The organism is Longispora urticae, from assembly GCF_053902585.1.
The window spans coordinates 78715-104287 of the sequence record NZ_JAQZSH010000034.1 but is presented as its reverse complement, the minus strand read 5'-3'; the positions used below and the strand labels follow the sequence as shown (position 1 = coordinate 104287).

Sequence of the window (25573 nt, the reverse complement as noted above, 5' to 3'; positions counted from 1 at the left end):
CCCCCCSCCCCCCCGCGCCGSCGCCCCCCCCCCCCCCCCCCCCCCCCCGACCCGGTGGTCAGACCGCCTGCCAGAGAGCCGGTACGTTGGGCGGCTCCCAGCCGGCGGTGGCCGTGTGCGGCTGCCGGCACTGGTAGTTCGCACCGTTGTAGGTGACCCGGTCACCCGTCTTGTACGCCGTGCCCGCCTTCCACGTCCCGCCCGGCTGGGCGGTGGGTGACGCGGTCGGGGTGGGGGTGGGGGTGGGCGAGACCGTGGGCGTGGGGGTCGGCCTCGGGCTGGCCGTCGGGCTCGGTGACGGGTTGGGTCCGCCACCGAAGTCCACGTCGGAGCAGGTGTAGAACGCCTCCTGGCTGTACTGGACCCGCTGCCAGATCGAGTAGATCAGCGCCCGCCCGGAACGCTGCGGGATCGGCAGGGTCCAGCTGGTGAAGGTGGTCGGGTTGACGTTGGTGAAGCTCTTGATCAGCACCAGGTCGGACCACTTCAGGGGCATGGTGGGGTTCCAGCCCTCGCGGGTGATGTAGAACTCGAAGTTACTGCCGGAGTGGGGTGCGGTCGCGTGGTACGTGACCGTCAGGTTGCCGGCGGAGATCTGCTTGGCGGGCCAGTCGTTGCGGGGCAGGTCCAGGCCCCGGTACTTCTCGCGTCCGGCGCTGCACAGCTTGCCGTCCGGGATCAGTTGGCGGTGCCGGCCGCCGGCTTCGATCAGCGACACCTCGTTCCAGTCGTAGAACGCCTGGGTGCCGCCGGCCGCGACCGCCGCCTTGCAGGCCGCCGAGGTCGGGCTCTCGGGGCCTTCGTTCTTACACGTGTAGACCCGGCTGGCCGGGTCGGACATGGTGCCGTGTGCCTCGGCGACTCCTCCGGGCAACAGGGTGGCCGCCACCAGGGCTGCGGCGAGGGACAGGGTGATCGCGTGTCGTCGTCTCATGGAGTTGTCTCCTCGGGTGAGGGGATGAGCGCCGTTTCCGGGCTCCCCGAGCGCTATTAGGAAGGAGTCCTAATAGTTACATCGTGGGGTGACGATAACTCCTCAACCCGTGGTTCGGGAATAGTTGACACATCTGGATGTCGCAATGGGTAGTTGTGCCCCGATCGGGAGGCGGAAACCGTCGACGGGTACGCGGAAGCGCCCGGCCCCCGCGCGCGGGGGTCGGGCGCCGGTGTCCGGGCTACCCGCAGTACACCGGGGTCGCGCGGGCCGGGTCGAGCGCGTTGGTCACGTGGTGCAGCGCCGTCGGGTTGAACGCCATCGCCACGTGCTCCGGGATCGCCACCAGGCAGCTGTCCTGCACGACCCGGTTGGCCACGTTCGACCCGGACAGGAACTGCGACCGGTACGGCGTGACGACCTGGTCGTACCAGGTGGAGATGACCGTGTACTTCACGCCGGGCACCGTGTCCCCGCCCGCGTTCAGCTTCGTCAGCGTCGCCGAGCCGACCACCTGGTCCTGGCAGGACGGGCACGCGGAGTAGACGAGCCGGGCGATGCCGGGGAAGTGGTCGGCCAGGTTCGCGATGCCCGACAGGGTGGTGCCGTGGTTGCTGGGCGCCAGGGCCACGAGCTTGTCGACCTTGGCGGCCCCGCCGAGGAACCTCAGGTAGTACCGGGGCATCATGCCGCCCTGGGAGTGCCCGACGATGTCCACCTTCGCCGCCCCGGTGCTCGCCCGCACCCGGTCGACGAACGCGGCGAGCTGCCCGGCGGAGGCGGCCACCGGCTGGAGCCCGCCGATCGGCAGCACGATGCCGCCGCCGGTGGAGGTCCAGCTGTCGGGGGTCAGGCCGTAGGTGAGGGCGTAGACGCAGTACCCCTTGCTCTTGAGCAGCGGGGCCAGTACCAGCCAGTTCTCGAACTGGTTCGCGAAGGTGCCGTGCACGAGCACGACCGGGTTGGGGTGCGCGGCGCTGGGCCGACAGGACCAGTCGTTGGCCCCGGGCGGGTCGGCGACCTGGGTGCCGGAGTCGGCCGTGCCCGCGGCGGCGGCCGGGTTGGCGGCCGTGACCAGCAGGCCGGTGGCGAGGACGAGAGCGGCGAGGAGGGTACGAAGGCGGGTGGGGGGCACTGTTACCTCCGGGAATTCAGATGTTTACTGGTGGGTAACGTTGTGCCTCCCAGGATGGGGTCCGGACCCGGGGCGGGAGGCTGGGAGACTCACCAGACCTGAGCGAGGGTTGTTGTGACCGATGACAACGCGCCGCCGACCGCAGGCCAGCCACCCGTCGACGCCGCGCCGACCGCCGGCCCGGCACCGTCTGGTGCGCGGCCGTTGGCTGACCCGCCGCAGGTCACCGCGCCGATGGGCCGACCGGGCGCGCTCCGGATCGCCGGCCGGCCCCTCGTCGAGCGGTTCCTGGCCGCGGTGCCCGCGATGACCCGGGCCGTCGTGACCGAGCTCGTCGACGAGGTCCCCGTCTACGGCCTGCTGCCCCGCGAGGAGCTCGACGGCGACATCCCCCGGATCGTGGAGCGCACCCTGCGCACCTTCGGCGAGGTGCTGCGCAGCCGGGGCGTGCCGAGCGCGGAGACCCTGGCCGGGATCCGGGAGTCGGCGGCCCGGCGCGCCGAGGAGGGGGTGCCGATCGACGCGGTGCTCACGGCGTACCACCTGGGCGCGCGGATCTGCCTGGACCACGTGGCCGGCGACGCGGGACCGGCCGACGTCGGTGACCTGCTCGCCACCCAGCGGCTGCTCCTGGAGTTCCTGCAACGCGTCACCTCGGCCGTCGCCGCCGGCTACGTCGCGGACCGCCGCACCGACGACCACGCGGCCCGTCAGGCGCTCCTCGCGGCGCTCCTCGACGGGCTGCTGGTCGAGCCGGCGGCGGCCAGGGCCGGGGTCCGGCTACCGGCGTCCTACCTGGTCCTGAGCCTGCACTTCGCGCCGCACCCGGACGAGGAGCACGACCCGCCCGCCGCCGGGGCCCCGGCCGACACGCGGGTCACGGCCGGCCCGGGCGCGGCCGTCGCCGCCCGCCGCAAGGTCCGCCGGGTCCGGGTCGAGCTCGACCACCAGTCCGCCGAGCCCGTGCTGTCCATGCTCACCGCCGACGGGGGAGTGGCCCTGCTGCCGTGCGCGACCCCGCCCGGGGCGCTGACCGGCGCGGACTGGAACCGGTTCGTCGCGCTCGCCGCCCGACTGGGCCGGGCCGCCGGTACGGACGTGCTGGCCGGGGCCGCCGTCGCCGCACCGCACCAGGTGGCCGACGCGGCCGTGCTCGCCCGGGAGATCCAGGGCGTGGCGCGCACCTTCGGCCGCCGGTCGGGACTGTTCCAGCTCGCGGACCTGCTCGTCGAGTACCAGCTGACCCGGCCGTCCGCCGCCCGCGACCAGCTCGCCGGCCTGCTGGGCCCGCTGGACGCGGAACTGCTGGCGACGCTCCGCGCGTACGTCGGGAGCGGGCTGAGCCGGCAGCGGGCCGCCCGGCACCTGCACGTGCACCCGAACACCGTGGACTACCGGCTGCGCAAGGTCGCCGCGCTGACCGGGCTCGACGCGAGCCAGCCCGGGGAGCTGCCGAGGATCGCCGCCGCGCTGGCGGCCCGGGACGCGGCGGACGGGCGCTAGCCTGGTACCCAAAAAGGAGTGTCGATGGCCATTCCCACTCGGACCCGAACTCTCCCCCTTCTCGACTGGGTCGCCGCGGCCCTGGCCGCCTGGCTGGTCGGCGGCGCGTGCATCGACGCCTGGGCGCACTGGCACATCCCGGAGCTGGAGTCGTTCTTCACGCCCTGGCACGCGATCCTCTACTCGGGCATGTTCGTCGACATCGTGTTCGTGGGCGTGCTGTTCCTGCGCGGCCGGGCCGCCGGCGGTCCGCTGCGGTCCGCGCTGCCGGCCGGCTACGGGCTGACCGCCGTCGGCTGCCTGGTGTTCCTGCTCGCCGGGCAGGGCGACATGGCCTGGCACATCGCGTTCGGGGTCGAGCAGAACACCGAGGCGCTGCTCAGCCCCACCCACCTGGGCCTGATGGTCGGCGCCACCCTCGTCGCGGCCGGCCCGTGGCGCGCGGCCCGGCTCCGGGGCGACGGTCGGGGCGACCACCCGGCCGCGCTGTCGGCCGGGCTGGTGCTGGCGATGCTGTGGTTCTTCCTCCAGTTCGACCTGCCCTACACCGCGCGCTGGGCGTCGGCCACGATGCGCGGTACCGAGCACGGCGTGCAGCTGGGGGTGGCCGGCATCCTGGTCGCCACGGTCACGATGGTCGGGGTGCTGCTGCTGTTCCTGCGCGACCTCACGCCGCCGCCCGGCCTGGTCACGATCGTGACGGGGGTGCCGACGCTGCTCGTGGTCGGGTTCTCCGGGCAGGCCGACCCGCTGGCCACCGACCTCGGGGCGCTGCTCGCGGCCGTGCTCGCCGACGTGCTGCTGGTGTTCGGTCCGCGCCGGCTGTTCGTGGTGGCGTTCCCGGTACTCGTCTGGGTGGCGTACTTCGGGGGTGTCGCGTTGACCGAGGGCGTCGCGTGGTCCGTGCACGTGTGGGCGGGCTGTGTGGTGGTCGCGGGCCTGATCGGCTGGGGCATGAGCCAACTGGTCACGCCGGCACCCGGCGCCCGGCCGGCCCGGGACTAGCGACCCGGGGTCCACTGTGTGCCCAGGACCCATGGACAACCCCCGGATTGTGTAGTCCGGACATATGGCCCATACCTGTGACGGATCGATAGTGTTCGCCGTCACAGGAGGTGCGAACACATATGCCGCCAGTCATCGCGACCAGGGGACTGTCCAAGGAGTTCCGCGGCTTCCGGGCCGTCCACAACGTCACCCTCGACATCGCCGAGGGCTCCGTGCACGCCCTCGTCGGCCCGAACGGCGCGGGCAAGACGACGCTGTTCAACCTGCTCACCGGGTACTTCCGGCCGTCCGGTGGCCGGATCGAACTCGACGGCCGCGACGTCACCGGCTACGCCCCCGAGCGGGTCGCCCGGCTCGGCATGGCCCGGTCGTTCCAGATCTCCAGCCTGTTCGACCGGCTGACCGTGATCGGGCACGTCGAACTGGCGCTGCAGGCCACCACCGGGCTCGGCTGGCGGTTCTGGCGCTCCGACCGGCTGCTGGACACCTTCCGGCCCCGCGCGCTGGAACTGCTCGACCAGGTGGGCCTGGCCGACGGGGCGGAGACGGTGGCCGGTGAGCTGTCCTACGGCCGCAAGCGCGCCCTGGAACTCGCCGTCGCCCTGGCCTCGGACCCCCGGGTGCTGCTGCTGGACGAGCCGACCGCCGGGATGGGCGTCGAGGACGTCGACCGCACCGTCGAGCTGATCGGCCGGGTCCGCGCCGGGCGGACCGTCGTCCTGGTCGAGCACAACATGTCCGTGGTCGCCAGCCTCGCCGAGCGGGTCACGGTCCTCCAGCACGGGGAGGTGCTGGTCGAGGGCGGGTACGCCGAGGTCCGCACCGACCCGCGGGTCGTCACCGCGTACCTGGGGGAGCCCGATGTTGACCGTCCGTGACCTCGACGCCTCCTACGGCCAGGCCCGGGTCCTGCGCGGGGTGTCCCTCGACGTGGCCGCGGGCGAGATCGTGACCCTGGTCGGCCGCAACGGGGCCGGCAAGACGACCCTGCTGCGCTGCGTGATGGGCCTGCACAGGGAACAGTCGGGCGAGATCGCGCTCGGCGAGGTCCCCCTCACCGGTCTCCCGCCGCACCGGCGGGCCAGGGCGGGCCTCGGTTACGTGCCCGACGACCGGGGCGTCTACGCGGGCCTCACCGTGGAGGAGAACCTGCTGCTGCCCCCGAGGGTCGGCGACGCCTGGTCCCTGGACCGGATCTACGCGACGTTCCCCGTGCTGCGCGAGCGGCGCCGGTTCCCGGGGACGAAGCTGTCGGGCGGCGAGCAGCAGATGCTGGCGCTGGCCCGGGTCCTGCGGACGGGTGCCCGCCTGCTGCTGTGCGACGAGCCCACCGAGGGCCTGTCGCCGCTGCTGGTCCGGCAGATCGGCGACATCCTCCGCGAGGTCAAGGCGCACGGCGTGACCGTGCTGCTCATCGAACAGAACCTGCACTTCGCCACGACGGTCGCCGACCGGCACTACCTGCTGGCCGAGGGCCGGGTGGTCGAGAGCCTCGACAACTCCGAGGTGCTGGCCCGCGAACACGAACTCCTCACCTACCTAGGGATCTGACATGCGGAAGACAGCTGTGCTCGTCGCCGGCGCCCTCCTGTTCTCGGGGTGTGCCGGCGGGCCGCCGGAGGCCGGCGGGAAGGTCAGCGGCGACAAGATCGTGCTGGGTGTCCTCAACGACCAGTCCGGCATCTACGCCGACCTGTCCGGGAAGAACTCCGTGGAGGCCGTCCGGATGGCCGTGGAGGACTTCAAGGCGAAATATGGAGCCAAGGCGGTCACGAAGACCATCGAGGTGGTGACCGCCGACCACCAGAACAAGTCCGACGTGGCCGGTTCCAAGGCCCAGGAGCTCTACGACCGCAACGGGGCGGACGTGATCCTCGACGTGCCGCAGTCGGCCTCGGCGCTGGCGGTGGCGAAGGTCGCCAAGGACAAGAAGAAGCTGTACTTCAACATCACGGCCGCCACCACCGAGCTGACCGGCAAGCAGTGCAACAGGTACACGTTCCACTACGCCTACGACACGTACATGCTGGCCAACGGCACCGGGACCGCCGTCACCCGGCAGGGGGCGAAGAACTGGTACGTCGTCTACCCCGACTACGCGTTCGGGCAGGACATGCAGAAGAGCTTCACCACCGCCGTGGAGAAGGCCGGCGGGAAGGTGGGCGTGAAGGACCCGACGCCGTTCCCCAACGACAACTTCTCCACGTTCCTGCTCAAGGCCCAGAACATGGACCCCAAACCCGATGTGCTGGGTACGATGCAGGCCGGCGGCGACCTGGTCAACCTGGTGAAGCAGTACAACGAGTTCGGGCTGCGCGACAAGGGCATCAAGCTCTCCGTGGGCCTGATGTTCCTCACCGACATCCACTCCCTCGGCCCGGACGCGTTCGCCGGCACCACGTTCACCGACGCCTGGTACTGGAACTTCGACGCGAGGAACCGCGCGTTCGCCGACCGGTTCCTCAAGCGCACCAACACCCGGCCCACGTTCGCGCACGCCGCGAACTACTCGGCCGCGCTCCAGTATCTGGAGGCCGCCCAGCGGGCCGGCACCGACACCTCCGACGACGTCGTGAAGACCCTCGAAGGGCACAGTTTCGAGGACGTGTTCGCCCGGGGCGGCAAGGTGCGCGCGGAGGACCACCGGGTGATCCACGACGCGTACCTCGCCGAGGTCAAGCCCAAGAGCGCCGTCACCGAGGCCTGGGACTACGAGAAGATCCTCCGCACCATCCCGGCCGCCGAGGCCTTCCGGCCGGTCAGCGAGAGCGGCTGCACCTTCTCATGACGAACTTTCTCCAACAGTGCTTCAACGGCCTGGTCAGCGGCTCGTTCTACGGGCTGCTGGCCCTCGGCCTGGCCGTCATCTTCGGGATGCTCGGCGTGGTGAACTTCGCGCACGGCGCGTTCTACATGCTCGGCGCGTTCGGCGCGTACGTGCTGCTCACCGAGGCCGGGATCAACTTCTGGCTCGCCCTGGTGCTCGTACCCCTCCTGCTGGCGCTCTTCGGCATGCTCGTCGAACGCTTCGGAGTCCGGTGGCTCACCGGGCTCGACCCGCTCTACAACTTCCTGCTCACCTTCGGCATCACCCTGGTCCTCCAGGACCTGGTCAAGCGCGAGTACGGCGTCGCCTCGCAGCCCTACCCCCGGCCGGACGCGCTGAGGGGCACCGTGGACCTGGGCCTGTTCGCGTACCCCACCTACCAGGTCTTCGCCTTCGCCGTGTCCGTGGGGCTCTGCCTCGCGGTCTGGCTGCTGCTCACCCGGACCCGGATCGGCCTCATCGTGCGGGCGTCGACGGAGCGGCCCGAACTGACCGGCGCGCTCGGCGTCGACGTCCGGCGCTGGGTCACCCCGGTGTTCGCCTTCGGCGTGGCCCTCGCCGGACTGGCCGGGGTGCTCGCCGCCCCGATGCGGGCCGTCAACCCGCTGATGGGCGCCGACATGGTGATCGCCGTCTTCGCGGTCGTCGTCATCGGCGGCCTGGGCTCGATCTTCGGCTCCGTCCTCGCCGGGTACGCCGTCGGCCTGCTCCAGGCCCTCGGCCAGCTCTACGTCCCCGAACTGGCCCAGATCCTCACGTTCGTCCTGATGGCCGTGGTCCTGTTGTGGCGGCCGTCCGGGCTGTTCGGCCGAGAGGAGGCCCGGGCATGATCCTCCGCCTCGTCGCCCGCCGGCCCGTGCTGCTCGTCCTCGGACTGGTGCTCGCGCTCGCCCTGCCCTGGTTCGTCTACCCGCCGATCGCGATGGACATCGCCACCTGGGCGCTGCTGGCCGTCGCCGTGGACCTGCTGCTCGGGTACACCGGCCTGCTGTCCTTCGGGCACGCCGCCTTCTGGGGATCCTCCGCCTACGCCACCGGCCTGCTCGGCGTGCACACCGGGGTGCCGTTCCCGCTCGCGGTGCTCGGCGGGGCCCTGTTCGCGGCGGCCCTCGCCGTCCCGATCGGCTACCTGTCCGTGAGGCGCACCGGGATCTACTTCGCGATGGTCACCCTCGCCTTCGCCCAGATGGTGTACTTCGTCGCCAACCAGTGGCGGTCCGTCACCGAGGGCGAGAACGGGCTGCAGGGCATCCCCCGGCACCTGTTCGGCGTGGACCTGTCCGAGCCGTTCTACTTCTACTACGCCGGGCTGCCGGTCGTCCTGTTCGGACTGTTCTGCGCCTGGCGGGTGGTCCGGTCACCCTTCGGCCGGGTACTCGTCGCGATCCGGGACAACCCGGCGCGGGCCAGGGCGCTCGGATACCCGGTGGACCGGTACAAACTCGTCGTCTTCATGATCTCTGCGGCGCTCGCGGGGCTGGCCGGCGGTGTGTCGGCCGTCAGCCACGGGTCGGCCTCGTTGCAGGGCGTGCACTGGACCACCTCCGGGCAGGCCGTGATGATGGTCGTCCTCGGCGGGATCGGCACCCTGTGGGGCGGGGTGCTCGGGGCCGGGCTGGTCGTGCAGCTGGAGGACTACCTGTCCACGGCGCAGTTCAACGGGCCGGGGATCGTCACCGGGTCGGTGTTCGTGCTGGTCGTGCTGCTGTTCCGGAAGGGGCTGTGGGGGACCGTGGCCGGGTGGAGGAGGCGTCGTGCCGAGTGACCCGGCCGGTCCCGGCCGCGGGACGCCGGGTGGCTTCGACCGGGCGGTCCCCGGGACGGGCGCCACCGGAGGCGTTGCGCCGGTCGCCCGCGGATCCGGCCCCGGCCCGGCGCCCGGCGGCGTGGACCTCACCGGGCGCACCGCCCTCGTCACCGGCGGGGCCAGCGGCATCGGCCGGGCCTGCGTGGCACGCCTGGCCGCCGCCGGGGCCACGGTCGTCATCGCCGACCGCGACGGCCCGGCCGCCGAGCGGGCCGCGGCGGAGGTCGGCGGCCGGGCCTGGGTGGTCGACCTGAGCGACCTCGACGCGGTCGACGCGGGCCTCGGGCAGGTCGACGTCCTCGTCAACAACGCCGGGCTCCAGCATGTCGCACCCCTGGAGGACTTCCCCCCGGAGCGGTTCTCGATGATCATGCGTCTCATGGTGGAGTCCCCGTTCCGGCTCGTCCGGCGCGCGCTGCCGCACATGTACGCCCAGGGCTGGGGGCGGGTCGTCAACATCTCCTCCGTGCACGGGCTGCGCGCGTCCCCGTTCAAGTCCGGCTACGTCGCGGCCAAGCACGCCCTCGAAGGGCTGTCCAAGGTGATCGCGCTCGAAGGGGCCCCGCACGGGGTGACCTCCAACTGCGTGAACCCCGCGTACGTGCGGACCCCGCTCGTGACCAGCCAGATCGCCGGGCAGGCCCTCGCGCACGGGCTGCCCGAGTCCGAGGTGCTCGAACGGATCATGCTCGCGCCCTCGGCCATCAAACGGCTCATCGAACCGGACGAGGTCGCCGAACTCGTCGCGTACCTGTGCGCGCCGCCCGCCTCGTACATCACCGGGGCCTCGATCACCATGGACGGCGGATGGACAGCCCACTGACGCACTTCCTCGACCTGCTGGCCCGCGAGGCCCCGGCCGTCGAGTTCGAACGTCCCGGACTCGACGCGCGGCTCGCCGGGGCGTCCGTGGCCGCGTTGGCCGCCCTCGACCGGGACAAGGCCGTCGCGCTGCGGGTCCGGGCCCTGCTGGAACGCCGCCGGGCCCGCGAGGCCGAACTGTCCGCCCTGTTCGACACCGTCGCCGACCTGGCCACGCTCCGCGACACCGACGCCGTACTGGAGGCCATCGTCCGGCGGGCGCGCAAACTCCTCGGCACGGACGTGGCGTACCTGACCCTGACCGACCCGGAACGCGGCGACACCTACATGCGGGTCACCGACGGTTCGGTGTCGGCGCGGTTCCAGCGGCTCCGGCTCTCCATGGGCGCGGGGCTCGGCGGCCTCGTCGCCCAGCTCGCCGCCCCCTACGAGACCGCCAACTACCCCGAGGACCAGCGCTTCCGGCACACCGGGGAGATCGACGCCAGCGTCGGGGAGGAGGGCATCGTGGCCATCCTCGGGGTGCCGTTGAAGCTGGGCCCGCAGGTGATCGGCGTCCTGTACGCCGCGAACCGCACCGCGCGGCCCTTCGCCCGCGAGGAGGTCACGCTGCTCAGCTCCCTGGCCGCGCACGCCGCCGTCGCGATCGACAACGCGCGGCTGCTCGCCGAGACCCGGGACGCGCTGCGCGAACTGAGCACCGCCAACACGGCCGTCCGGGAGCACAGCGACGCCGTGGAGCGCGCCGCCGAGGCCCATGACCGGCTCGCGGACCTGATCCTGCGCGGCGGGGACGTGGAGGAACTCGCCCGGACCGTGGCGGGCATCCTGCGCGGACCCCTCGCGGTGCTCGACGCCGAGGGCCGGGCACTGGTCGCGATCGGCGACTTCGATCCGGACCCGGTGGAGCAACGCGCGCCGACGTGGTCGGACCCCGTCGACGCCTCCCGGCACGCATGGACCGGTCGCGAGGACCCGGCCCCGCTCCCGGCCATCGTCCCCCACGCCCCGGCGGCCGTCGGGGAGACGCCGGGCATCCTCGACGACCTCGGAGAGGTGGTCGCCCGGTCCCGGTCCCTCGGCCGCGCGGTCCGCGACGGCGACCTGTGGGTGTCCGCCGTCGGTACCGGCACCGAGGGCCTGTGCGCCCTCGCCCTGCGCTCCGCCGCCGACCTGACGGAGGCCGACCAGCGGATCTTCGAACGCGCCGCCGTCGTCACCGCGCTGCTCCTGCTGTCCCGGCGCAACGCCGCCGACGCCGAGAGCCGGGTCCGCGGCGAACTCCTCGACGAGCTGATCAGCCGGCCCGACCCCGGCACCGCCCGGGACCGGGCCCGCCGCCTCGGCCTGGACCTCGACCGGCCGCACGTCGTCCTCGTCCTCGCCGGCACCGCCGACGCCCGGCCCCGCGCCGCGTCCTGGGCCGCCGCCGAGGCCGCCGCGCACGGCGGGCTGTCGGGCCACCGTGACGGCAGGGAGGTGCTCCTGCTGCCCGGCGAGGATCCCGGCGCCGCCGCGCGTCGGGCGGCCCACGACCTCGGCGCGGTCCTGCGCACCCCGGTCACGGCGGGCGCGGCCGGTCCGGTGACGGGCCCGGCGGCGGTCCGGGGCGGGTACGCCGAGGCCAACCGGTGCGTGTCGGCACTCCTGGCACTGGGCCGGGCGGGGGAGGGCGCGGGCTCGGCGGACCTCGGGTTCGTCGGACTGCTGCTCGGCGCGGGGCGCGACGTCGGTTCGTTCGTGGCCGACACGATCGGCCCCGTGCTCGACTACGACCGGCGGCGGTCGACGCTGCTGGGGGCGACGCTGGCGGCGTACTTCGCGGCAGGGGGCAGTCCGGCGCGCGCGGCCGGCGTGCTTCACGTGCACGTCAACACCGTGAACCAGCGCCTGGACCGGATCGGCCAGCTGCTCGGCGCGGACTGGCAGCAGCCGGACCGGGTGCTCCAGATCCAACTCGCGTGGCAGCTGCACGAGCTGCGGGGGAGCCTGGGATAGCCACGGTGCCGAAGGTGTGGTCTGCCGGGGACACCCCACCCGTAATAATCCGATGGTTTCTAGATCTTGATTGGATAGCGTTCCGGGGGTGAGGGATCTACACACGCTGCCCAAGGCCCACCTGCACGTCCACCTGGAGAGCACGGTCCGCTGGACGACGCTCGCCGAGATCGGCGCCGCCAACGGGGTGCCGGTGCCCCCGCGCGACCACGCCTTCGCCGGGTTCGCGGACTTCTTCGACCAGAACGACCTGGTCAGGGCCTGCCTGCGCCGGCCGGCCGACTTCCACCGGATCGCCGTCGAGTTCTGCGAGGACGAGGCCGCCCAGGGCGTGCGCTACGCGGAGGTGTCCTTCACCGCCGCCGGCCACGGCGACCGGCTCGGCGACCCGACCATGCCCCTGTCCGCGGTGCTCGACGGGCTCGCCGAGGGCGGGGAACGCTTCGGCATCGACACCCGGGTCCTGATCGACCACTCCCGGCGCCGGTCCGTCGACCGCGCCTGGCGCAGCCTCGACCTGGCCGAACGCTTCGACGGCGTGGTCGCGATCGGCCTGGCCGGCGACGAGGCGTTCCCCGGCGACCCGTTCGCGGACGTGTTCGCCGCCGCCCGGGACCGGGGCGTGCACGTCGTGCACCACGCGGGCGAGGCGTGCGGGCCCGACAGCATCCGGCAGGCGGTCACGACCGGGCGCACCGAGCGGATCGGGCACGGCATCACCATCCTCGACGACCCGGACCTGGTCGCCGAGGTGCGCGAACGCGGGCTGGCGCTGGAGGTGTGCCCGTCGTCGAACGTGGCGCTCGGGTTCGCGCCGTCGCTGGCGGAGCACCCGCTGCCCCGGCTGCGCGACGCCGGCCTCGTCGTCACGATCAACACCGACATACCCTCCTTGATCGGTACGCCGCTGGCCGTGGAGTACGCGCGGGTGCGCGACGCGTTCGGGTACGACGACGCGGTGCTCGCGGAGCTGGCGCGGAACGGGATCGGGGCGTCGTTCGCGCCGGACGGGGTGAAGGAGCGGGTCCGGGCGGGGATCGACGCCTGGCTCGCGTGACGGTCGCGCGGGGCCTGCCTGCGGGTTGTCGCCGGTCACGAGGCTGACGGGTCCTCCGTGGACCTGGCCGGCCGGCGCGCCCGCAGCGGTTGGCCGGCGCGCTCCGCTGGCTCCGGGCCCGTGTAGGTGCCCTGGTAGCGGAACCGCAGCCCCGGCTCCTCGTACTCCTCCAGGGCGTGCGCGATCCACCCCGCCGTCCGGGCCAGCGCGAACACCGCCTCCCCGGCCCCGGGCGTCATCCCGCAGACGTGCGCCAGCACCGCGAGCGCGAACTCGATGTTCGGCAACCGGGGCGAACGTCCCCCTGCGGCGGCCAGCAACCCGTCCACGGCGGCCCGGACCTGCGGCGCGGTCGGCACGTCGCCGAGGAGCGTCAGGAGCACGCGGGCCCGGACGTCCCCGTCGGGGTACAGCGGGTGCGCGCCGGAGAAGAAGCCCTCGACGCGGCCCTCGGTGCGGAGGCGTTCGGAGTACACCGCGAGGGGGTCCCCGGTGGTGATCGCGTCGGCCAGCAGCCGGTGCGCCTGGGTGGCGGCGGCGCCGTGCAGGGGGCCGTCGAAGGCGCTGAGGCCGGCGGCGACGACGGCGTACGGGTGCGCGCGGGCGGAGGCGGCGACCCGGGCGGCGAAGGTGGAGGCGGCCAGGTCGTGGTCGGCGAGCAGGACCAGGGCGGCGTTGAGGGCGTGCACGGTGGCCGGCGTCGGGGCCCGGGTGGTGAGGCGGGGCCAGAGGCGGGCGGCCAGCTCCGTAGTCGGGGCGGGCGGCGGACCGTCGGCGAGGACCGGTAGCGCGTCGACCATCGTGGCCAGCAACGCCGCCCCGGTACCGGCGACCGCGTCGGGTTGGATGTTGAACCGCACCGGATCCGCCGCCGCCGCCACGGCCACGATCACCCGGAACCGGTCCGTCAGCCGCACGCCGCCGGGCAGCGGAGCGGTGGCCGCCCGCGCCAGGTCGACGAACCCGTCCGGCGCGATGAATCGGGCATGCGGTTCCAGTGTTCCCGACCACAGCAGCGTCGCGACCGCCTCGAACGAACGCGCCCGCGCGAGGTCCGCCGCGTCGTGCCCCCGGTAGTGCAGCCGACCGTCCCGGATGAGGGTCAGGGCCGTCCGGACCACCGGCCCGGACTCCTTCGCCGGCCGGTTGCGCGAACCCCGCGCGGCGAGTTGTTCCACCTCAGCGGGGTCGAAGAGGCTGCCCCGGCCGTCCCGGGCCCGGGTGCTGTGCAGCAGCCCCCGGCTCACGTACGCGTACACCGTCTCGGGTTTGACGCCCAGTCGCGCGGCGGCCTGGTCGGTCGTGAGCTGATCCACCCCGTCATCCTCTCACATTGACTAGTCAACATTGACAACTCATGTCGGGGTGCGTGACAGTCGGGGCATGGCACACAGCATTGACGTCCCCCGGGGGCTGGCCGGCGTGATCGTGACCGACACGGCGATCGGCGACGTCCGGGGCCTGGAGGGCTTCTACCACTACCGGCAGTACTCGGCGATCGAACTCGCACGCACCCGCAGCCTGGAGGACGTCTGGCACCTCCTCCTCGACGGCGACCTGCCCGACCCGGCACAACGGGCCGCCTTCGCCGCCGAGATCGCCCCGCTCCGCCGGATCCCCGACCACCTGCGCCCGCTCCTCGGCCCGATCGCCCGGGTGTCCAGCCCCCTGGAGGGCCTGCGCACCGCGCTGTCGCTCGCCGGCTCCCTGCACGGCGTCCGCCCCCTGATGGACATCAGCCCCGAGGCCCGCCGGGCCGACGCGCTGTTCGCCTGCGCCCTGACCCCGACCCTGCTCACCGCCCTGCACCGGGTCCGCGCCGGCCAGCTGCCGATCGAACCCCGCGAGGACCTGTCCTACGCGGCGAACTACCTGTACATGCTGACCGGGACCGTGCCCGGGGCGGCGCACGCGCGGGCCGTCGAGCAGTACCTGATCTCCACCATCGACCACGGCTTCAACGCCTCCACGTTCACCGCCCGCGTGATCGCCTCGACCGGCGCGGACCTCGTCGCGTGCCTGGTCGGCGCGATCGGCTCCCTGTCCGGTCCGCTGCACGGCGGCGCGCCCAGCCGGGCCCTGGACACCCTCGACGCGATCGGCACCCCGGACCGGATCGACCCGTGGATCCGGGAACGCGTCCTGGCGGGGGAGCGGATCATGGGCTTCGGCCACCCCGTGTACCGGACCGAGGACCCCCGGTCGCTCATGCTGCGGGACATCGCCGTGGGGATCGGCGGGCCGCTGGTGGACTTCGCCGTGCAGGTGGAGGCCCGGGTGTTGGAGCTGCTCGCCGAGTTGAAGCCGGGGCGGGAGCTGTACACCAACGTGGAGTTCTACGCCGGGGTGGTGATGGAGCTGTGCGGGCTGCCCCGGGAGATGTTCACGCCGACGTTCGCTTCGAGCAGGGTGATCGGGTGGTGCGCGAACATCCTGGAGCAGGCCCGGGACAGCAAGATCATTCGGCCGGCGGCGCGGTACGTGGGGGTGGGGGCGCCGGTGCCGGTGCCGGTGGGGTGAAGGGTCGGCCGGCGGGTCGGGCTACTCGCCGGTCGCGCCGTCGATGCGCTGCCGGAGCAGGTCGGCGTGGCCGTTGTGGCGGGCGTACTCCTCGATCAGGTGGACCAGCACATACCGCAGTGACACCACATCGCCGTCGGCGTAGTGCAGGACCTCGTCGAGTCCGCAGGCCCCGACGACCCGCCGCGACTCGTCGACCTTGGCCTGCCAGGCCGCCAGCCCGGCAGCGACGTCCGCCGCGTCGACCTCGTTGAAGTCGGCGCCGTCGTAGCCATCCTCCGGGGTGTACGTCCCGTAGGTGAGCACCAACTCCCTGCCGCCCCACTCCGCCAGCCAGCCCTCCTCCACGTCGGTCAGGTGCCGGACGAGGCCGAGCAGTGAGAGCGTCGCCGGCGCCACCGACCGCAGCCGGAGCTGGTCGTCCGCGAGCCCGGCGCACTTCCGCATCAGGGTGGCTCGGTGGTTGTCCAGCACGGTGACGAGCAGGTCACGCTCGCCGAGCCGGAACATGTCCGCAGGGGCGACCCGGTCGGTGTCCATCGCGCGACCGTAGCGGCGGTGGCCTGGTCGGGCAACCGCAATACCGGTGGGTTCCGGCCAGCTCGAGTGCCTTGTCGACGCCCTGCCGGCCTGACGGAATCATGGGGGCGGGCTGGCCCGTTGGTCCGGTCTCGGGGCACCGGGTTCCTCGAGGCTTCCGAACCGGGCCAGCGCCAGGCACCCCGCCAACGCGAGGGCGAACCCGACGACGGCGACCGGCACGAACCCGGCCCGGGTACCGTCCCCGAACACCGCGACGCCGAGGACCGACGGCAGCACGGTCTCCCCGATGACCAGCCCGGCGGTGACGGTGGTGACGGCGCCACGTTGCAGCCCGGTGGTCAGGTACAGGAACGCGACCACCCCGCCGAGCGCCATCGCGTACACCGCGGGCTCCCGGATCAGCCGCCCCGGCGCGAACGACGTCACCGACCGCGCGGCCAGTGCCACCACCCCGAACGCGAGCCCGGCGACCAGCCCGAGCGTCGCGGACCGCAGCCGGACGGGAAGCCGCAGCGCGGCCAACCCGAGGACGCCCAGGAGTGCGGCGGCGGGCAGCAACGCGATCCGGAACGCGAACCCCGCAGGCCGGGCGCTCTCAGCGCCGGCGGACAGCCCCAGGAGCGCCAGCCCGCCGCACACGGCCGCGACGGCCACCCACTGCGGAACGGACAGTCGCAGCCGCAGTGCCACGGTCGCCACCACCGCGGTGACGGCCAGGCTCGCGGCGAGTGCTGCCTGCACCACGAAGACGGGCTGGGACCGCAGCGCCCAGAACTGGAGCCCGAACCCGGCCGTGTCCAACCCCAGGCCGAGCAGGAACGGGGTCTGCCGCATCACCCGGACCACGAGCCTCGGGTCGACACCGTCCCCCGCAGGGGTGTCGCGGGCCGCGATCGCCTGGAGTACGGAGGCCGCGCCGTAGCAGATCGCGGCCAGCAAGGCGGCGGCCAGGCCCCAGGTCATCGCCCGATCCTACGGCGAGTGACCTGGTCAGGAGTCGGTTTCGAGCCGACCGTGGTGTGCCCCGTACCGGGGTGTTCGGTGACCCCGGACGTTCCGAGTGTGAGCCCGGCGGATCCCGGTCCCGCTTCCTCCTGGTGCGGGAACCCTGCCCCACAGTGTCGGCAGCCACCACGCCGCCGCAGGTGGTACGCGAGCGCCGCCGCGCCCAGCGCCACTCCCCACACAGGCCACACCGTCTCCGGCAGAGTCGTCGCCCAGCTGTCGGCGGTCACACCCTGGAGCGCGACCATCCGGACGTACATCAGGCCGGCTTCGGTGACCAGGATCGCGACCAGCGCGGCGGGGATCGTCGCCAGACTGATCGGCACCCTCCTGCCGCGCAGACCTGGCAGCCAGCGGGGGAACACCTCGCCCCAGCCCTGGATCAGCCCCAGGGTGAGGACCGCGCCGCCCGCGCCCATCGTGGCCAGGGTCGCGCCGGCGATCCACATGCCGTTCTCCTGGCCCTCGCGGAGGAACTCGTCCGTGATGCCCAGCGGGATGCCGAGGGCCCAGGCCCAGCGGGTCGCCGCGTACACGAACGGGGTCGCGAACGCGATCCACGTCGCCCACCGGCCCCACCGGGCAGCCGAGGCCGCCGTGGTCCAGGCGGCCGTCGCGCCGGGGCCCCGCCCGCAGTTGCCGCAGGTCCCGGTTGCCCGTCTCCGGTACGCCACCGTCGTCGCCGCCCACGCGATCCCGAGCGCCACCATGATGATGAGGTTGATCCGTGGCCACGGGACCAGGTCCAGATACGACTGGCCCGCGGGGAATCCGAACGGCAACGTGACCGCCAGGATCGGCGTGTACGCGACGACCACCAACACGCGGTAGTCCGGAACGAGCACGGCCAGCACCACCGCGGTGACCAACCCGAACCCGGTCAGCAGGCGCGGCCAGGTCCAGCCACGGTCGCGACCCCAGCCCCGGGCCATGGCGAGCGCGGCGCATGCGCCCAGCACGCCGGCCAGCGTGATCACCGGCCCGCCGACCCGGGCGGTCGCCGCCCCGAGCAGCGAAGCGGCCAGCCCGTTCTCCCCAGCCGCCACCAGCTCGGCGGCACCCCTGCCGAACGGGAATCCGGGTCCGCCGAGAGCCCAGACGGCACCGAGTGCCCCGTAGCCCAGGGAGGCCGCGGCGGTGACGTGTCCGATCCACCGTGGCCACGTTTCTCTGATCCTCATGCGGTCCAGCGTCGCGGTCCCGGGGCGGGGACACCATGTGCCGTTCGGCAGGTTTTCGAGAGGGCCAGGGGTGCCGTTCGGCACGGGCGCGCCTCGCGGACAGGCCCTAGGCTGGACACATGATCAGGTGGGTGCGGGTGGTCGCCGCCCTGGGCACCGTCGCCCTGGGCGGCGCGCTGTACGGGTGGCACGGCACCGCGACGTTGAACATCGTGCCGGCCCTGGGGGCGGGTCTCGCGGTCCTCGTCGCGATCGCGGGCTGGCCGGGCAACCGGGCGTGGCTCGTGTGGCCGGCCGCGGTCGCCGCGGTGATCTCGCTGGCCGTCACCCTCGGCTACGACGTGCCCCCGGGCTACCAGGAGTCCCGGTGGACCCTGGTGGAGCAGGCGGCGATGCTCGCCCTCGTCTTCGCGGTGGTCCGTTGGGTGCCCCCGCGCGGGGCGTGGCTCGGCGGAGGCCTGCTGTGTGTCGCGGGCGCCTCGGCGTTCCTGCGCTACGACGTCGGCGAGTCCGTCCACGACACGGCCGGCGGCGTCGCGCTGTGGGGGTTGCTGGCCCTGGTCCCGGCGACGGCGGCCGCCTACCTGCGGCACCAGGAGGACCGGCGGGTGCGGGCGGTCGCCGAGGCGCGCCGCGAGCAGCGTTTGGATCTCGCCCATGACCTGCACGACTTCGTCGCCCACGACGTGAGCGAGATCGTCGCCCAGGCCCAGGCGGCCCGGTTCGCGGCGACCGGCGACGCGCAGGTTCTCGCGGTGCTGGAGAGGATCGAGTCGGCCGGGCTGCGCGCCCTGGCCTCCATGGACCGCACCGTGCACATGCTGCACGCCGGCCCGGCGGCCCGGGTGCCACAACCCGGACTCGCGGACCTCCACGACCTGGTGGGGCGGTTCCCCGGCGCCGAGCTGCGCCTGGATCCGGAGTTGCGGGTGCCCCGGGAGCTCGCGTCGACCGCCTACCGTGTGGTGTCCGAGGCCCTGACCAACGTCCGCAGACACGCCCCCACGGCGTCCCGGGTCGCCGTGGCCGTCGCCACCGACGACACCGCGCTGAGGGTGACGGTCACCGACGACGGCACCCCGGGCCCGCCCGGATCCCGCCACAGCGGCCTGGGACTGCCCGGCCTCACGGAGCGGGTCCAGGCGCTGGGCGGCACCCTCACCGCCGGACCGTTCCGTCGTTCCGACCTCTCGAAACCCGCCGGCCCGCCCGACCCTTCGACCCCACACGAGTCCGCCAGCCAGCGGGAGGCCTACGGCCAGCGGGAGTCCTTCGGCCCAGGCGCTTCCTCCGGCCCAGGCGGGAATTCCGACGGTCGTGAGACCGGCCGCGCCCACCTCCCCGGCGGCCGACAGCGGAACGGCCCCGGCCCAGGCCCCAGCCCCGGCCCAGGCCCCAGCCCCGGCCCAGGCCCCAGCCCCGGCCCAGGCCCAGGCCCCAGCCCCGGTCCAGGGACCGACCACGGCCCCGGGATCGACCACGCAGGACACCCGCACAATGCGGGCAACCCTCACCCGACCACCTCGTTCGCCCGCACCGGCTGGCAGGTCGCGGCCAGCCTGCCCTGGGAAGGAAGACCCCTGTGATCCGGATCCTCCTCGCCGACGACCAGGAGGGTATCCGCAGCGCCTTTCGCATGATCCTCGACTCTCAGCCCGACATGGAGGTGGTGGCCGAGGCGCCCGACGGCGTGACCGCGGTCGCCCTCGCCCGTGAGCTGCGCCCCGACGTCGTGCTCGCCGACATCCGGATGCCCGGGCTGGACGGACTGGAGGTCACCAGGCTCCTCGCCGGTCCAGGGGTGGCCGATCCGCTGCGCGTGGTGGTGGTGACGACCTTCGACCTCGACGAGTACGTGCACGCGGCTCTCCGGGGCGGGGCCTGCGGATTCCTTCTCAAACGGTCCGGCCCGGCGCTGCTCGTGGAGGCCGTCCGGGCCGCCGTGGCGGGGGACACCCTCATCAGCCCGCAGATCACCGTCCGACTGCTCAGTCAGCTCGGCGCGACCGGCTCCCGACTCCCCGGCGGCGCCGACACACGCTGGGCCGACCCCGGCGGCGCCGACACACGCAGGGCCGACCCCGGCGGCGCCGATGTCCGCAGGGCCGGTCCTGGAGACGCCGATGCCCGCAGGGCCGGCCCTGGAGGCGCCGACGCACGCACGGCCGAGACTGGACGCGCCGGGGCCCGCAGGGCCGACCTCGAAGGCGCGGGCGCCCGAGAGGCCGACCTCGGCGGCGCGGGTGCCGGACAGGTCGACCTCGGCGGTGCCGGTGCCCCACAGGCCGGCCTCGGAGGCGCCGCGTCACCGCCGAGGCCGTTCCTGGTCCGTGCCCCGAACCCGGAACCGGCCGAACCGCTCACGATCCGCGAACTCGACGTGGTCCGCCTCGTTGCCAACGGCGGCACCAACGCCGAGATCGCCGCGGACCTCTTTCTCAGTCCCGGGACGGTGAAGAACCACATCGCGAGCGTCCAGCGCAAACTCGGCGTGGCCAACCGTGTGGGCATCGCGGCATGGGCCTGGGCGGGTGGTCACGCGACCCTGTGAGTCCCTTGTGGATTTCCGTCGGCGGGCTCCTCTGGTCCATAGTGGCGGTGGTCTATCGAGAGGAAATCCCGTCGTGACGACGAGTGCGGACATCGGTACCCCCATGGTGCTCATGGGTCTCATGCAGGGCGTCTGGGCAGCCAAGACGGTCGCTGTGGCCCACGAGATCGGCGTCTTCGAGCATCTGTCGGACGGCCGGCCCATGGCCCTGGCCGAGCTGGCCCGACTCTGTGACATCGCCCATCGGCCGGCCGAGGCGGTGGTGACCACCTGCACCGCCCTGGGCCTGCTGGAGTTCGCCGGCGGCGAGTGCCGGCTGACCCCGTTCTCCGCCGAGTACCTGGTGGAGGGCAAGCCCTACTACTTCGGGCCCGCCGTGGCCCTGTTCGACCACCACTACGCCGGCTGGATGCGCCTCGGCGGGGCGATCCGGAACAACCGCCCGTCCACCTGGGACGACGAGGCCACCGACACCATCTTCGACCAGGACGACTCGACGTTCAAACAGCGGTTCTGGCAGGGGATGTACGCGATGTCGGCGTACACGACGCGGGAGATGGCCCGGGCCTACGACTTCTCGGGGGTGCGCCGGATCCTCGACGTCGGCGGCGGGGTGGGTGCCCACGACATCGAACTCTGCCGGCACTACCCGGACCTGCACGCCACCGTGTACGACCTGGCCGCCGTGTGCGAGATGACCCAGAAGCGCATCGCGCAGGAGGGACTCGCGCACCGGGTGTCCGTACACCCCGGCGACTTCTTCAAGGACGAGGCCCTGCCCGGCGGGCACGACGCCGTGCTGTTCTCGATGATCCTGCACGACTGGTCGGCGCAGGAGAACCGGACGCTCCTGAACAAGGCGTTCGCGGCGCTGCCCTCCGGCGGCACGGTCATGGTGGCTGAACTGCTCGTGGACGACGACCGTACCGGGCCGCTGCCGGCCGCCCTGATGGACGTGGCCATGGTCGCCAACACCCGGGAGGGCCGCAACTACACGGCGGGGGAGTACGGGGACTGGCTGCGGGAGGCCGGGTTCACCGACGTGCGCACCGTGCGGTTCGAGGCCCCGGCGGCCAACGGGCTGGTACTCGGCACGAAGCCCTGAACCCGGTCCCGGAGTGAGGTGGCCGGGGCCACAACCTCGGCCACCTCACCCAGGGCCACACCCCGGCCACGTCTGACACGCCTAGGTGCACGCCCCCGGCCCATCGCTGAGCGCCAGGGGCACGGCCCCGGCCACTCCGACACGCCTAGGGCCCCGGTCATCCCCTGACCCGCCCGGGAGCAAGGCACCACCGCAGCCCCACCGGGCGCCGCCCGATTCCACCCGATCAAGCACGATGAAGGATGGCAACACCCCCCACCCGGCGAGACCCTGAAACGGTGACAAGACTCGAAGCGATCCGGCTCGCCGCACAGGAGCGGGCCGCACTCATGGTGGACCGACTGCGGGAGCTGGTGGCGCGCGAGTCGCCCCCGGAGAGCCCGGTTGAGCTGGCCGCGTGCGCGGATCTGCTCGAAGAGTGGGGCACGGCCGCCCTCGGCCGCCCCGCCGAACGCATCCTCCTCGACGGCCTCCCCCACCTGCTCTGGGAGGCGGAGGATCAAGCCGTCCTCCTCCTGGGCCACTACGACACGGTCTGGCCGGCCGGTACCCACGAGGACTGGCCCTTCACCCTGAACGGCGACCGCGCCACCGGTCCCGGTGTCGCCGACATGAAGGCCGGCATCGTGCAGATGCTCACCGCCCTGGAGCTGCTCGGGGACACGTCCCGGGTGGGCCTGCTGCTGACCTGTGACGAGGAGACCGGCTCCCCGGCGTCGCGGCCGTTGATCGAGGCGCAGGCGGCCCGGTCGGGCGCGGTGCTGGTGGGGGAGCCCAGTACCGAGGAAGGGGCTCTGAAGGTCGCCCGCAAGGGCGGTTCGATGTACCGGATCACCGTGCACGGCCGGGCGGCGCACGCGGGGGTCGAACCGCACCGGGGGGTCAACGCCTCGGTGGAGGCCGCGTACCACGTGCTGGCGGTGCGGGAGTTCGCGGGCGACGGCACCAGTGTGACGCCCACGCTGTTCACCTCGGGCACGATGACGAACGTGGTGCCCGAGACGGCCGTGTTCTGCGTCGACGTCCGCGCGTGGACCCGCGAGGAGCTCGACCGGGTGGACGGGCTGATCCGGGGGCTGACCACGCGGCTGCCGGGGGCGACGCTGTCGTTCGGGGGCGGCATCAACCGGTACCCGTTGCAGCATTCGGTGTCGGGGCAGCTGTTCGAGTTGGCGCAGCACGCGGCGAAGGAGATGGGGCTGACCCCGGTCGACGGGGTGTCCGCTCCGGGGGCGTCGGACGCCAATTTCACCGGCGGTCTGGGCGTGCCGACGCTGTGCGGGCTGGGCGGGGTCGGCGGTGGTTCGCACGCGCGCGACGAGTGGGTGGACGTCTCCCAGATGCCGGACCGGGCGGCGCTCCTGGCCGGTCTCGTGGAGAGCGTCCTCGATCCTCCACAAAGGAACTGAGCGCGGAAGGGCGTGTCGTGCCGGATCGCCGGCCCGGGGACAGTAACCTGTCGCCGGGCCGGGCCTCCACCGGCGGAACGCCGACGCGAAGGTGGCTGGCTGGATGGACGAGCCTCTGCGGGGTCCCCGGTTCGGGGTCGAGGAGGAGTTCCTGGTCGTCGACCCGGTGACCCGGGTCGTGCTGCCGCACGCGGAGGCGGTCATCCGCCGGGCCCGGGAGCGGCTCGGCGCGCGGGTGTCCGGCGAGCTGACGAAGATGCAGCTGGAGACCAGGACCGATCCGTGCGGGTCGGTCAAGGAGCTGCACGCCCAGCTCACCGAGGCCCGGGCCGTGCTGGGTGTCAGCGCCGCGGCGGAGGGCGTGCGGGTGGTGGCGACGGGGTCGTCGGTGCTGGCGGGTACGGTGCCGCCGCCGATCACCGAGGGCGCGCGCCAGGACCGGGGCATCGCGAAGTACCGGGGGCTGCACGACGAGCAGGCCATCTGCGCGGTGCACGTGCACGTGGAGATGCCGGACCGGGAGCGCGCGGTGCGGGTCAGCAACCACCTGCGGCCGTACCTGCCGGTGCTGGTCACGCTGACCGCGAACTCGCCGTTCTGGGAGGGCCGCGACAGCGGGTACGCGAGCTGGCGCACCATGGTCTGGCCCCGCTGGCCGGTCGCGGGCCCGCCGCCGTTCTTCACGTCCGCCGCGCACTTCGATGGCATGGTCGAGACGTTCCTGACCGCCGGCACGCTGGTCGACATCGGCACCCTGTTCTGGGACATCCGGCCGTCGGCGAACCATCCGACCCTGGAGATCCGGGTGGCCGACGTGCCGATCACGGCGGAGGAGTCCGCGCTGTACGCGGCGCTGGTCCGCGCGCTCGTCGTGCACGTCGGCGACGCCGTGGACCGGGGCGACGACGGGCCGGAGATCCGGGCGGAGCTGCTGCGGGTGGCCTACTGGCAGGCGGCCCGCGACGGGCTGGACGGCCACGGGCTGGACGTGCGCACGGGGCTGCTGGTGCCGGCGGTCGAGCAGGTGGAGCGGCTGTTCGAGACGGTGCGCCCGGTGCTGGAGGCCAACGGCGACCTGGACCTGGTGTCCGGCTGGCTGCGGCGGCTGCTCGACGGCGGCACGGGCGCGGCCCGGCAACGCGCGGCCGTCGACGCCACGGGCGACCTGAACGCCGCCGTCGACCTCCTGGTGACCCACACAGCTCCATAGACCCTCTATCGGGGTACGCGCCCCGCACGGTTCCCGCCCGACTGTGCCGCCCGGCCCACACGGCTCCGAGGTGCGCCCGTCGCCCCGCGGTGCCCGGCGCGGACCGTCGGCGCGACGGCCCGTCACCCCCGCTGCGGGCCCGCCCCGACTCCGGTCGTGCCCTCCGCGAGGACTGAGCATTCTGGAGGATCCGGACAGCCCGACCGTGCGCGACGCTGGATTTCGAGTCCCACCTCGACGGGAGGCGTCCCATGCACAGCGTCGTCGCCACAGCCCACTACGAGATCCCCCGCCAGACCCCACCGGACATGATCGCCACGGCCCGGGCGTTCGCCGACCGGATGGCCGCCCGCAGGTCCGTCCGGGAGTTCTCTTCCGCGCCGGTGCCCCTGGAGGTCATCGACCAGGCCGTCCGTGCGGCGTCCACCGCGCCGAGCGGGGCGAACCTGCAGCCCTGGCGGTTCGTCGTGATGACCGACCGGGACCGCAAGCGCCAACTCCGGCTGGCGGCGGAGGCGGAGGAGCGCGAGTTCTACGGCCGGCGGGCGACCCCGGACTGGCTGGACGCGGTGGCCCCGATGGGTACGGACTGGCAGAAGCCGTTCCTGGAGGTCGCCCCGGTCGTGATCGTCGTGTTCGAGGTGCACCAGGGCCCCAGCACCCCGAAGCCGTACTACGCGAAGGAGTCCGTCGGCATCGCCGTCGGACTCCTGATCGCCGCGCTGCACCACGCCGGCCTGGCGACGCTGACCCACACCCCGGTGCCGATGCGGTTCCTCAACGAGGTGTGCGGCCGGCCGCCGGAGGAGCGGGCGTTCGCCGTGATGCCGGTCGGCTACCCGGCCGAGGACGCGACGGTCCCCGACCTGCACCGCAAGGCCCTCAGCGAGGTACTGGTCCGGCGGTGACGAACCCCGCCGACCGCCCGGCCCGACCGCTCGCCCGTGCGACGTGGGTC

Annotated in this window: 23 protein-coding genes and 1 pseudogene; 18 read left to right on the top strand and 6 right to left on the bottom strand. The window is 73.2% G+C overall.

What is annotated here, in order from left to right:
• Positions 1-58 precede the first annotated feature (58 nt).
• On the bottom strand, positions 59-934 hold the full coding sequence (locus PT931_RS22525; RefSeq protein ID WP_456247745.1) for a lytic polysaccharide monooxygenase auxiliary activity family 9 protein: 876 nt from the start codon (positions 932-934) through the stop codon (positions 59-61).
• Between the two features lie 241 nt (positions 935-1175).
• Positions 1176-2069 (bottom strand): esterase/lipase family protein, encoded by an 894-nt coding sequence (locus tag PT931_RS22520; RefSeq protein ID WP_456247744.1) that lies wholly within the window; start codon positions 2067-2069, stop codon positions 1176-1178.
• 114 nt (positions 2070-2183) lie between these two features.
• Here PT931_RS22520 and PT931_RS22515 point away from each other — a divergent pair, with 114 nt between their 5' ends.
• The 10 genes from PT931_RS22515 (at position 2184) to add (ending at position 13091) form a co-directional block, all read left to right on the top strand.
• Positions 2184-3572 (top strand): PucR family transcriptional regulator, encoded by a 1389-nt coding sequence (locus tag PT931_RS22515; protein WP_456247743.1) that lies wholly within the window; start codon positions 2184-2186, stop codon positions 3570-3572.
• A 24-nt stretch (positions 3573-3596) separates the two neighbouring features.
• Positions 3597-4577 (top strand): hypothetical protein, encoded by a 981-nt coding sequence (locus PT931_RS22510; protein ID WP_456247742.1) that lies wholly within the window; start codon positions 3597-3599, stop codon positions 4575-4577.
• Between the two features lie 122 nt (positions 4578-4699).
• Positions 4700-5458: an ABC transporter ATP-binding protein gene (locus tag PT931_RS22505; RefSeq protein ID WP_456247741.1), complete on the top strand. Its 759-nt coding sequence runs from the start codon at positions 4700-4702 to the stop codon at positions 5456-5458.
• Positions 5442-6131: an ABC transporter ATP-binding protein gene (locus PT931_RS22500; RefSeq protein ID WP_456247740.1), complete on the top strand. Its 690-nt coding sequence runs from the start codon at positions 5442-5444 to the stop codon at positions 6129-6131. Before PT931_RS22505 ends, PT931_RS22500 begins: the two co-directional genes overlap by 17 nt.
• Before the next feature lies 1 nt (position 6132).
• Positions 6133-7368 carry an ABC transporter substrate-binding protein gene (locus PT931_RS22495; protein ID WP_456247739.1) on the top strand — a complete coding sequence of 412 codons (1236 nt, stop codon included), beginning with the start codon at positions 6133-6135 and terminating at the stop codon, positions 7366-7368.
• A complete protein-coding gene (locus PT931_RS22490) occupies positions 7365-8237 on the top strand; it encodes a branched-chain amino acid ABC transporter permease (protein WP_456247738.1) in 873 nt (290 codons plus the stop codon). The genes PT931_RS22495 and PT931_RS22490 overlap by 4 nt, the downstream gene beginning before the upstream one ends.
• Positions 8234-9172, top strand: a complete 939-nt coding sequence (locus tag PT931_RS22485) for a branched-chain amino acid ABC transporter permease (protein ID WP_456247737.1) — start codon at positions 8234-8236, stop codon at positions 9170-9172. Before PT931_RS22490 ends, PT931_RS22485 begins: the two co-directional genes overlap by 4 nt.
• A 121-nt stretch (positions 9173-9293) precedes the next feature.
• On the top strand, positions 9294-10037 hold the full coding sequence (locus PT931_RS22480) for a 3-hydroxybutyrate dehydrogenase (protein ID WP_456247751.1): 744 nt from the start codon (positions 9294-9296) through the stop codon (positions 10035-10037).
• Entirely contained in the window at positions 10022-12034 is a 2013-nt protein-coding gene (locus tag PT931_RS22475) for a helix-turn-helix domain-containing protein (protein WP_456247736.1), read from the top strand. The genes PT931_RS22480 and PT931_RS22475 overlap by 16 nt, the downstream gene beginning before the upstream one ends.
• Positions 12035-12122: 88 nt before the next feature.
• Complete coding sequence (gene add, locus PT931_RS22470; RefSeq protein ID WP_456247735.1) at positions 12123-13091, top strand: adenosine deaminase; 969 nt, start codon at positions 12123-12125, stop codon at positions 13089-13091.
• A 35-nt stretch (positions 13092-13126) separates the two neighbouring features.
• On the opposite strand, the gene PT931_RS22465 is transcribed toward add, so the two are convergent.
• Complete coding sequence (locus PT931_RS22465; protein WP_456247734.1) at positions 13127-14407, bottom strand: citrate synthase; 1281 nt, start codon at positions 14405-14407, stop codon at positions 13127-13129.
• A 67-nt stretch (positions 14408-14474) separates the two neighbouring features.
• Between PT931_RS22465 and PT931_RS22460 the strand changes: the two genes are divergently transcribed.
• Entirely contained in the window at positions 14475-15611 is a 1137-nt protein-coding gene (locus tag PT931_RS22460; protein WP_456247733.1) for a citrate/2-methylcitrate synthase, read from the top strand.
• A gap of 21 nt (positions 15612-15632) precedes the next feature.
• On the opposite strand, the gene PT931_RS22455 is transcribed toward PT931_RS22460, so the two are convergent.
• The 3 genes from PT931_RS22455 to PT931_RS22445 form a co-directional block, all read right to left on the bottom strand.
• A complete protein-coding gene (locus tag PT931_RS22455) occupies positions 15633-16151 on the bottom strand; it encodes a DinB family protein (RefSeq protein ID WP_456247732.1) in 519 nt (172 codons plus the stop codon).
• A gap of 99 nt (positions 16152-16250) precedes the next feature.
• Entirely contained in the window at positions 16251-17117 is an 867-nt protein-coding gene (locus tag PT931_RS22450; RefSeq protein ID WP_456247731.1) for a hypothetical protein, read from the bottom strand.
• Positions 17114-18340, bottom strand: coding sequence for a hypothetical protein (locus PT931_RS22445; protein ID WP_456247730.1), 1227 nt, complete (start codon positions 18338-18340; stop codon positions 17114-17116). Before PT931_RS22445 ends, PT931_RS22450 begins: the two co-directional genes overlap by 4 nt.
• 119 nt (positions 18341-18459) lie before the next feature.
• Between PT931_RS22445 and PT931_RS22440 the strand changes: the two genes are divergently transcribed.
• The 7 genes and pseudogenes from PT931_RS22440 (at position 18460) to PT931_RS22410 (ending at position 25523) form a co-directional block, all read left to right on the top strand.
• On the top strand, positions 18460-19926 hold the full coding sequence (locus PT931_RS22440) for an ATP-binding protein (RefSeq protein WP_456247729.1): 1467 nt from the start codon (positions 18460-18462) through the stop codon (positions 19924-19926).
• Positions 19923-20339, top strand: a pseudogene (locus PT931_RS22435) (response regulator); the annotation flags it as partial. The gene PT931_RS22440 and the pseudogene PT931_RS22435, both read left to right, overlap by 4 nt.
• Positions 20313-20891, top strand: a complete 579-nt coding sequence (locus tag PT931_RS22430) for a LuxR C-terminal-related transcriptional regulator (protein ID WP_456247750.1) — start codon at positions 20313-20315, stop codon at positions 20889-20891. The pseudogene PT931_RS22435 and the gene PT931_RS22430, both read left to right, overlap by 27 nt.
• 73 nt (positions 20892-20964) lie before the next feature.
• Positions 20965-21996 (top strand): methyltransferase, encoded by a 1032-nt coding sequence (locus tag PT931_RS22425; protein ID WP_456247728.1) that lies wholly within the window; start codon positions 20965-20967, stop codon positions 21994-21996.
• Positions 21997-22274: 278 nt separating this feature from the next.
• Positions 22275-23405 carry a M20/M25/M40 family metallo-hydrolase gene (locus PT931_RS22420; RefSeq protein ID WP_456247727.1) on the top strand — a complete coding sequence of 377 codons (1131 nt, stop codon included), beginning with the start codon at positions 22275-22277 and terminating at the stop codon, positions 23403-23405.
• 103 nt (positions 23406-23508) lie between these two features.
• Positions 23509-24615 carry a carboxylate-amine ligase gene (locus PT931_RS22415; RefSeq protein ID WP_456247726.1) on the top strand — a complete coding sequence of 369 codons (1107 nt, stop codon included), beginning with the start codon at positions 23509-23511 and terminating at the stop codon, positions 24613-24615.
• A 308-nt stretch (positions 24616-24923) separates the two neighbouring features.
• On the top strand, positions 24924-25523 hold the full coding sequence (locus tag PT931_RS22410; protein ID WP_456247749.1) for a nitroreductase family protein: 600 nt from the start codon (positions 24924-24926) through the stop codon (positions 25521-25523).
• The last annotated feature ends 50 nt before the right edge of the window (positions 25524-25573 follow it).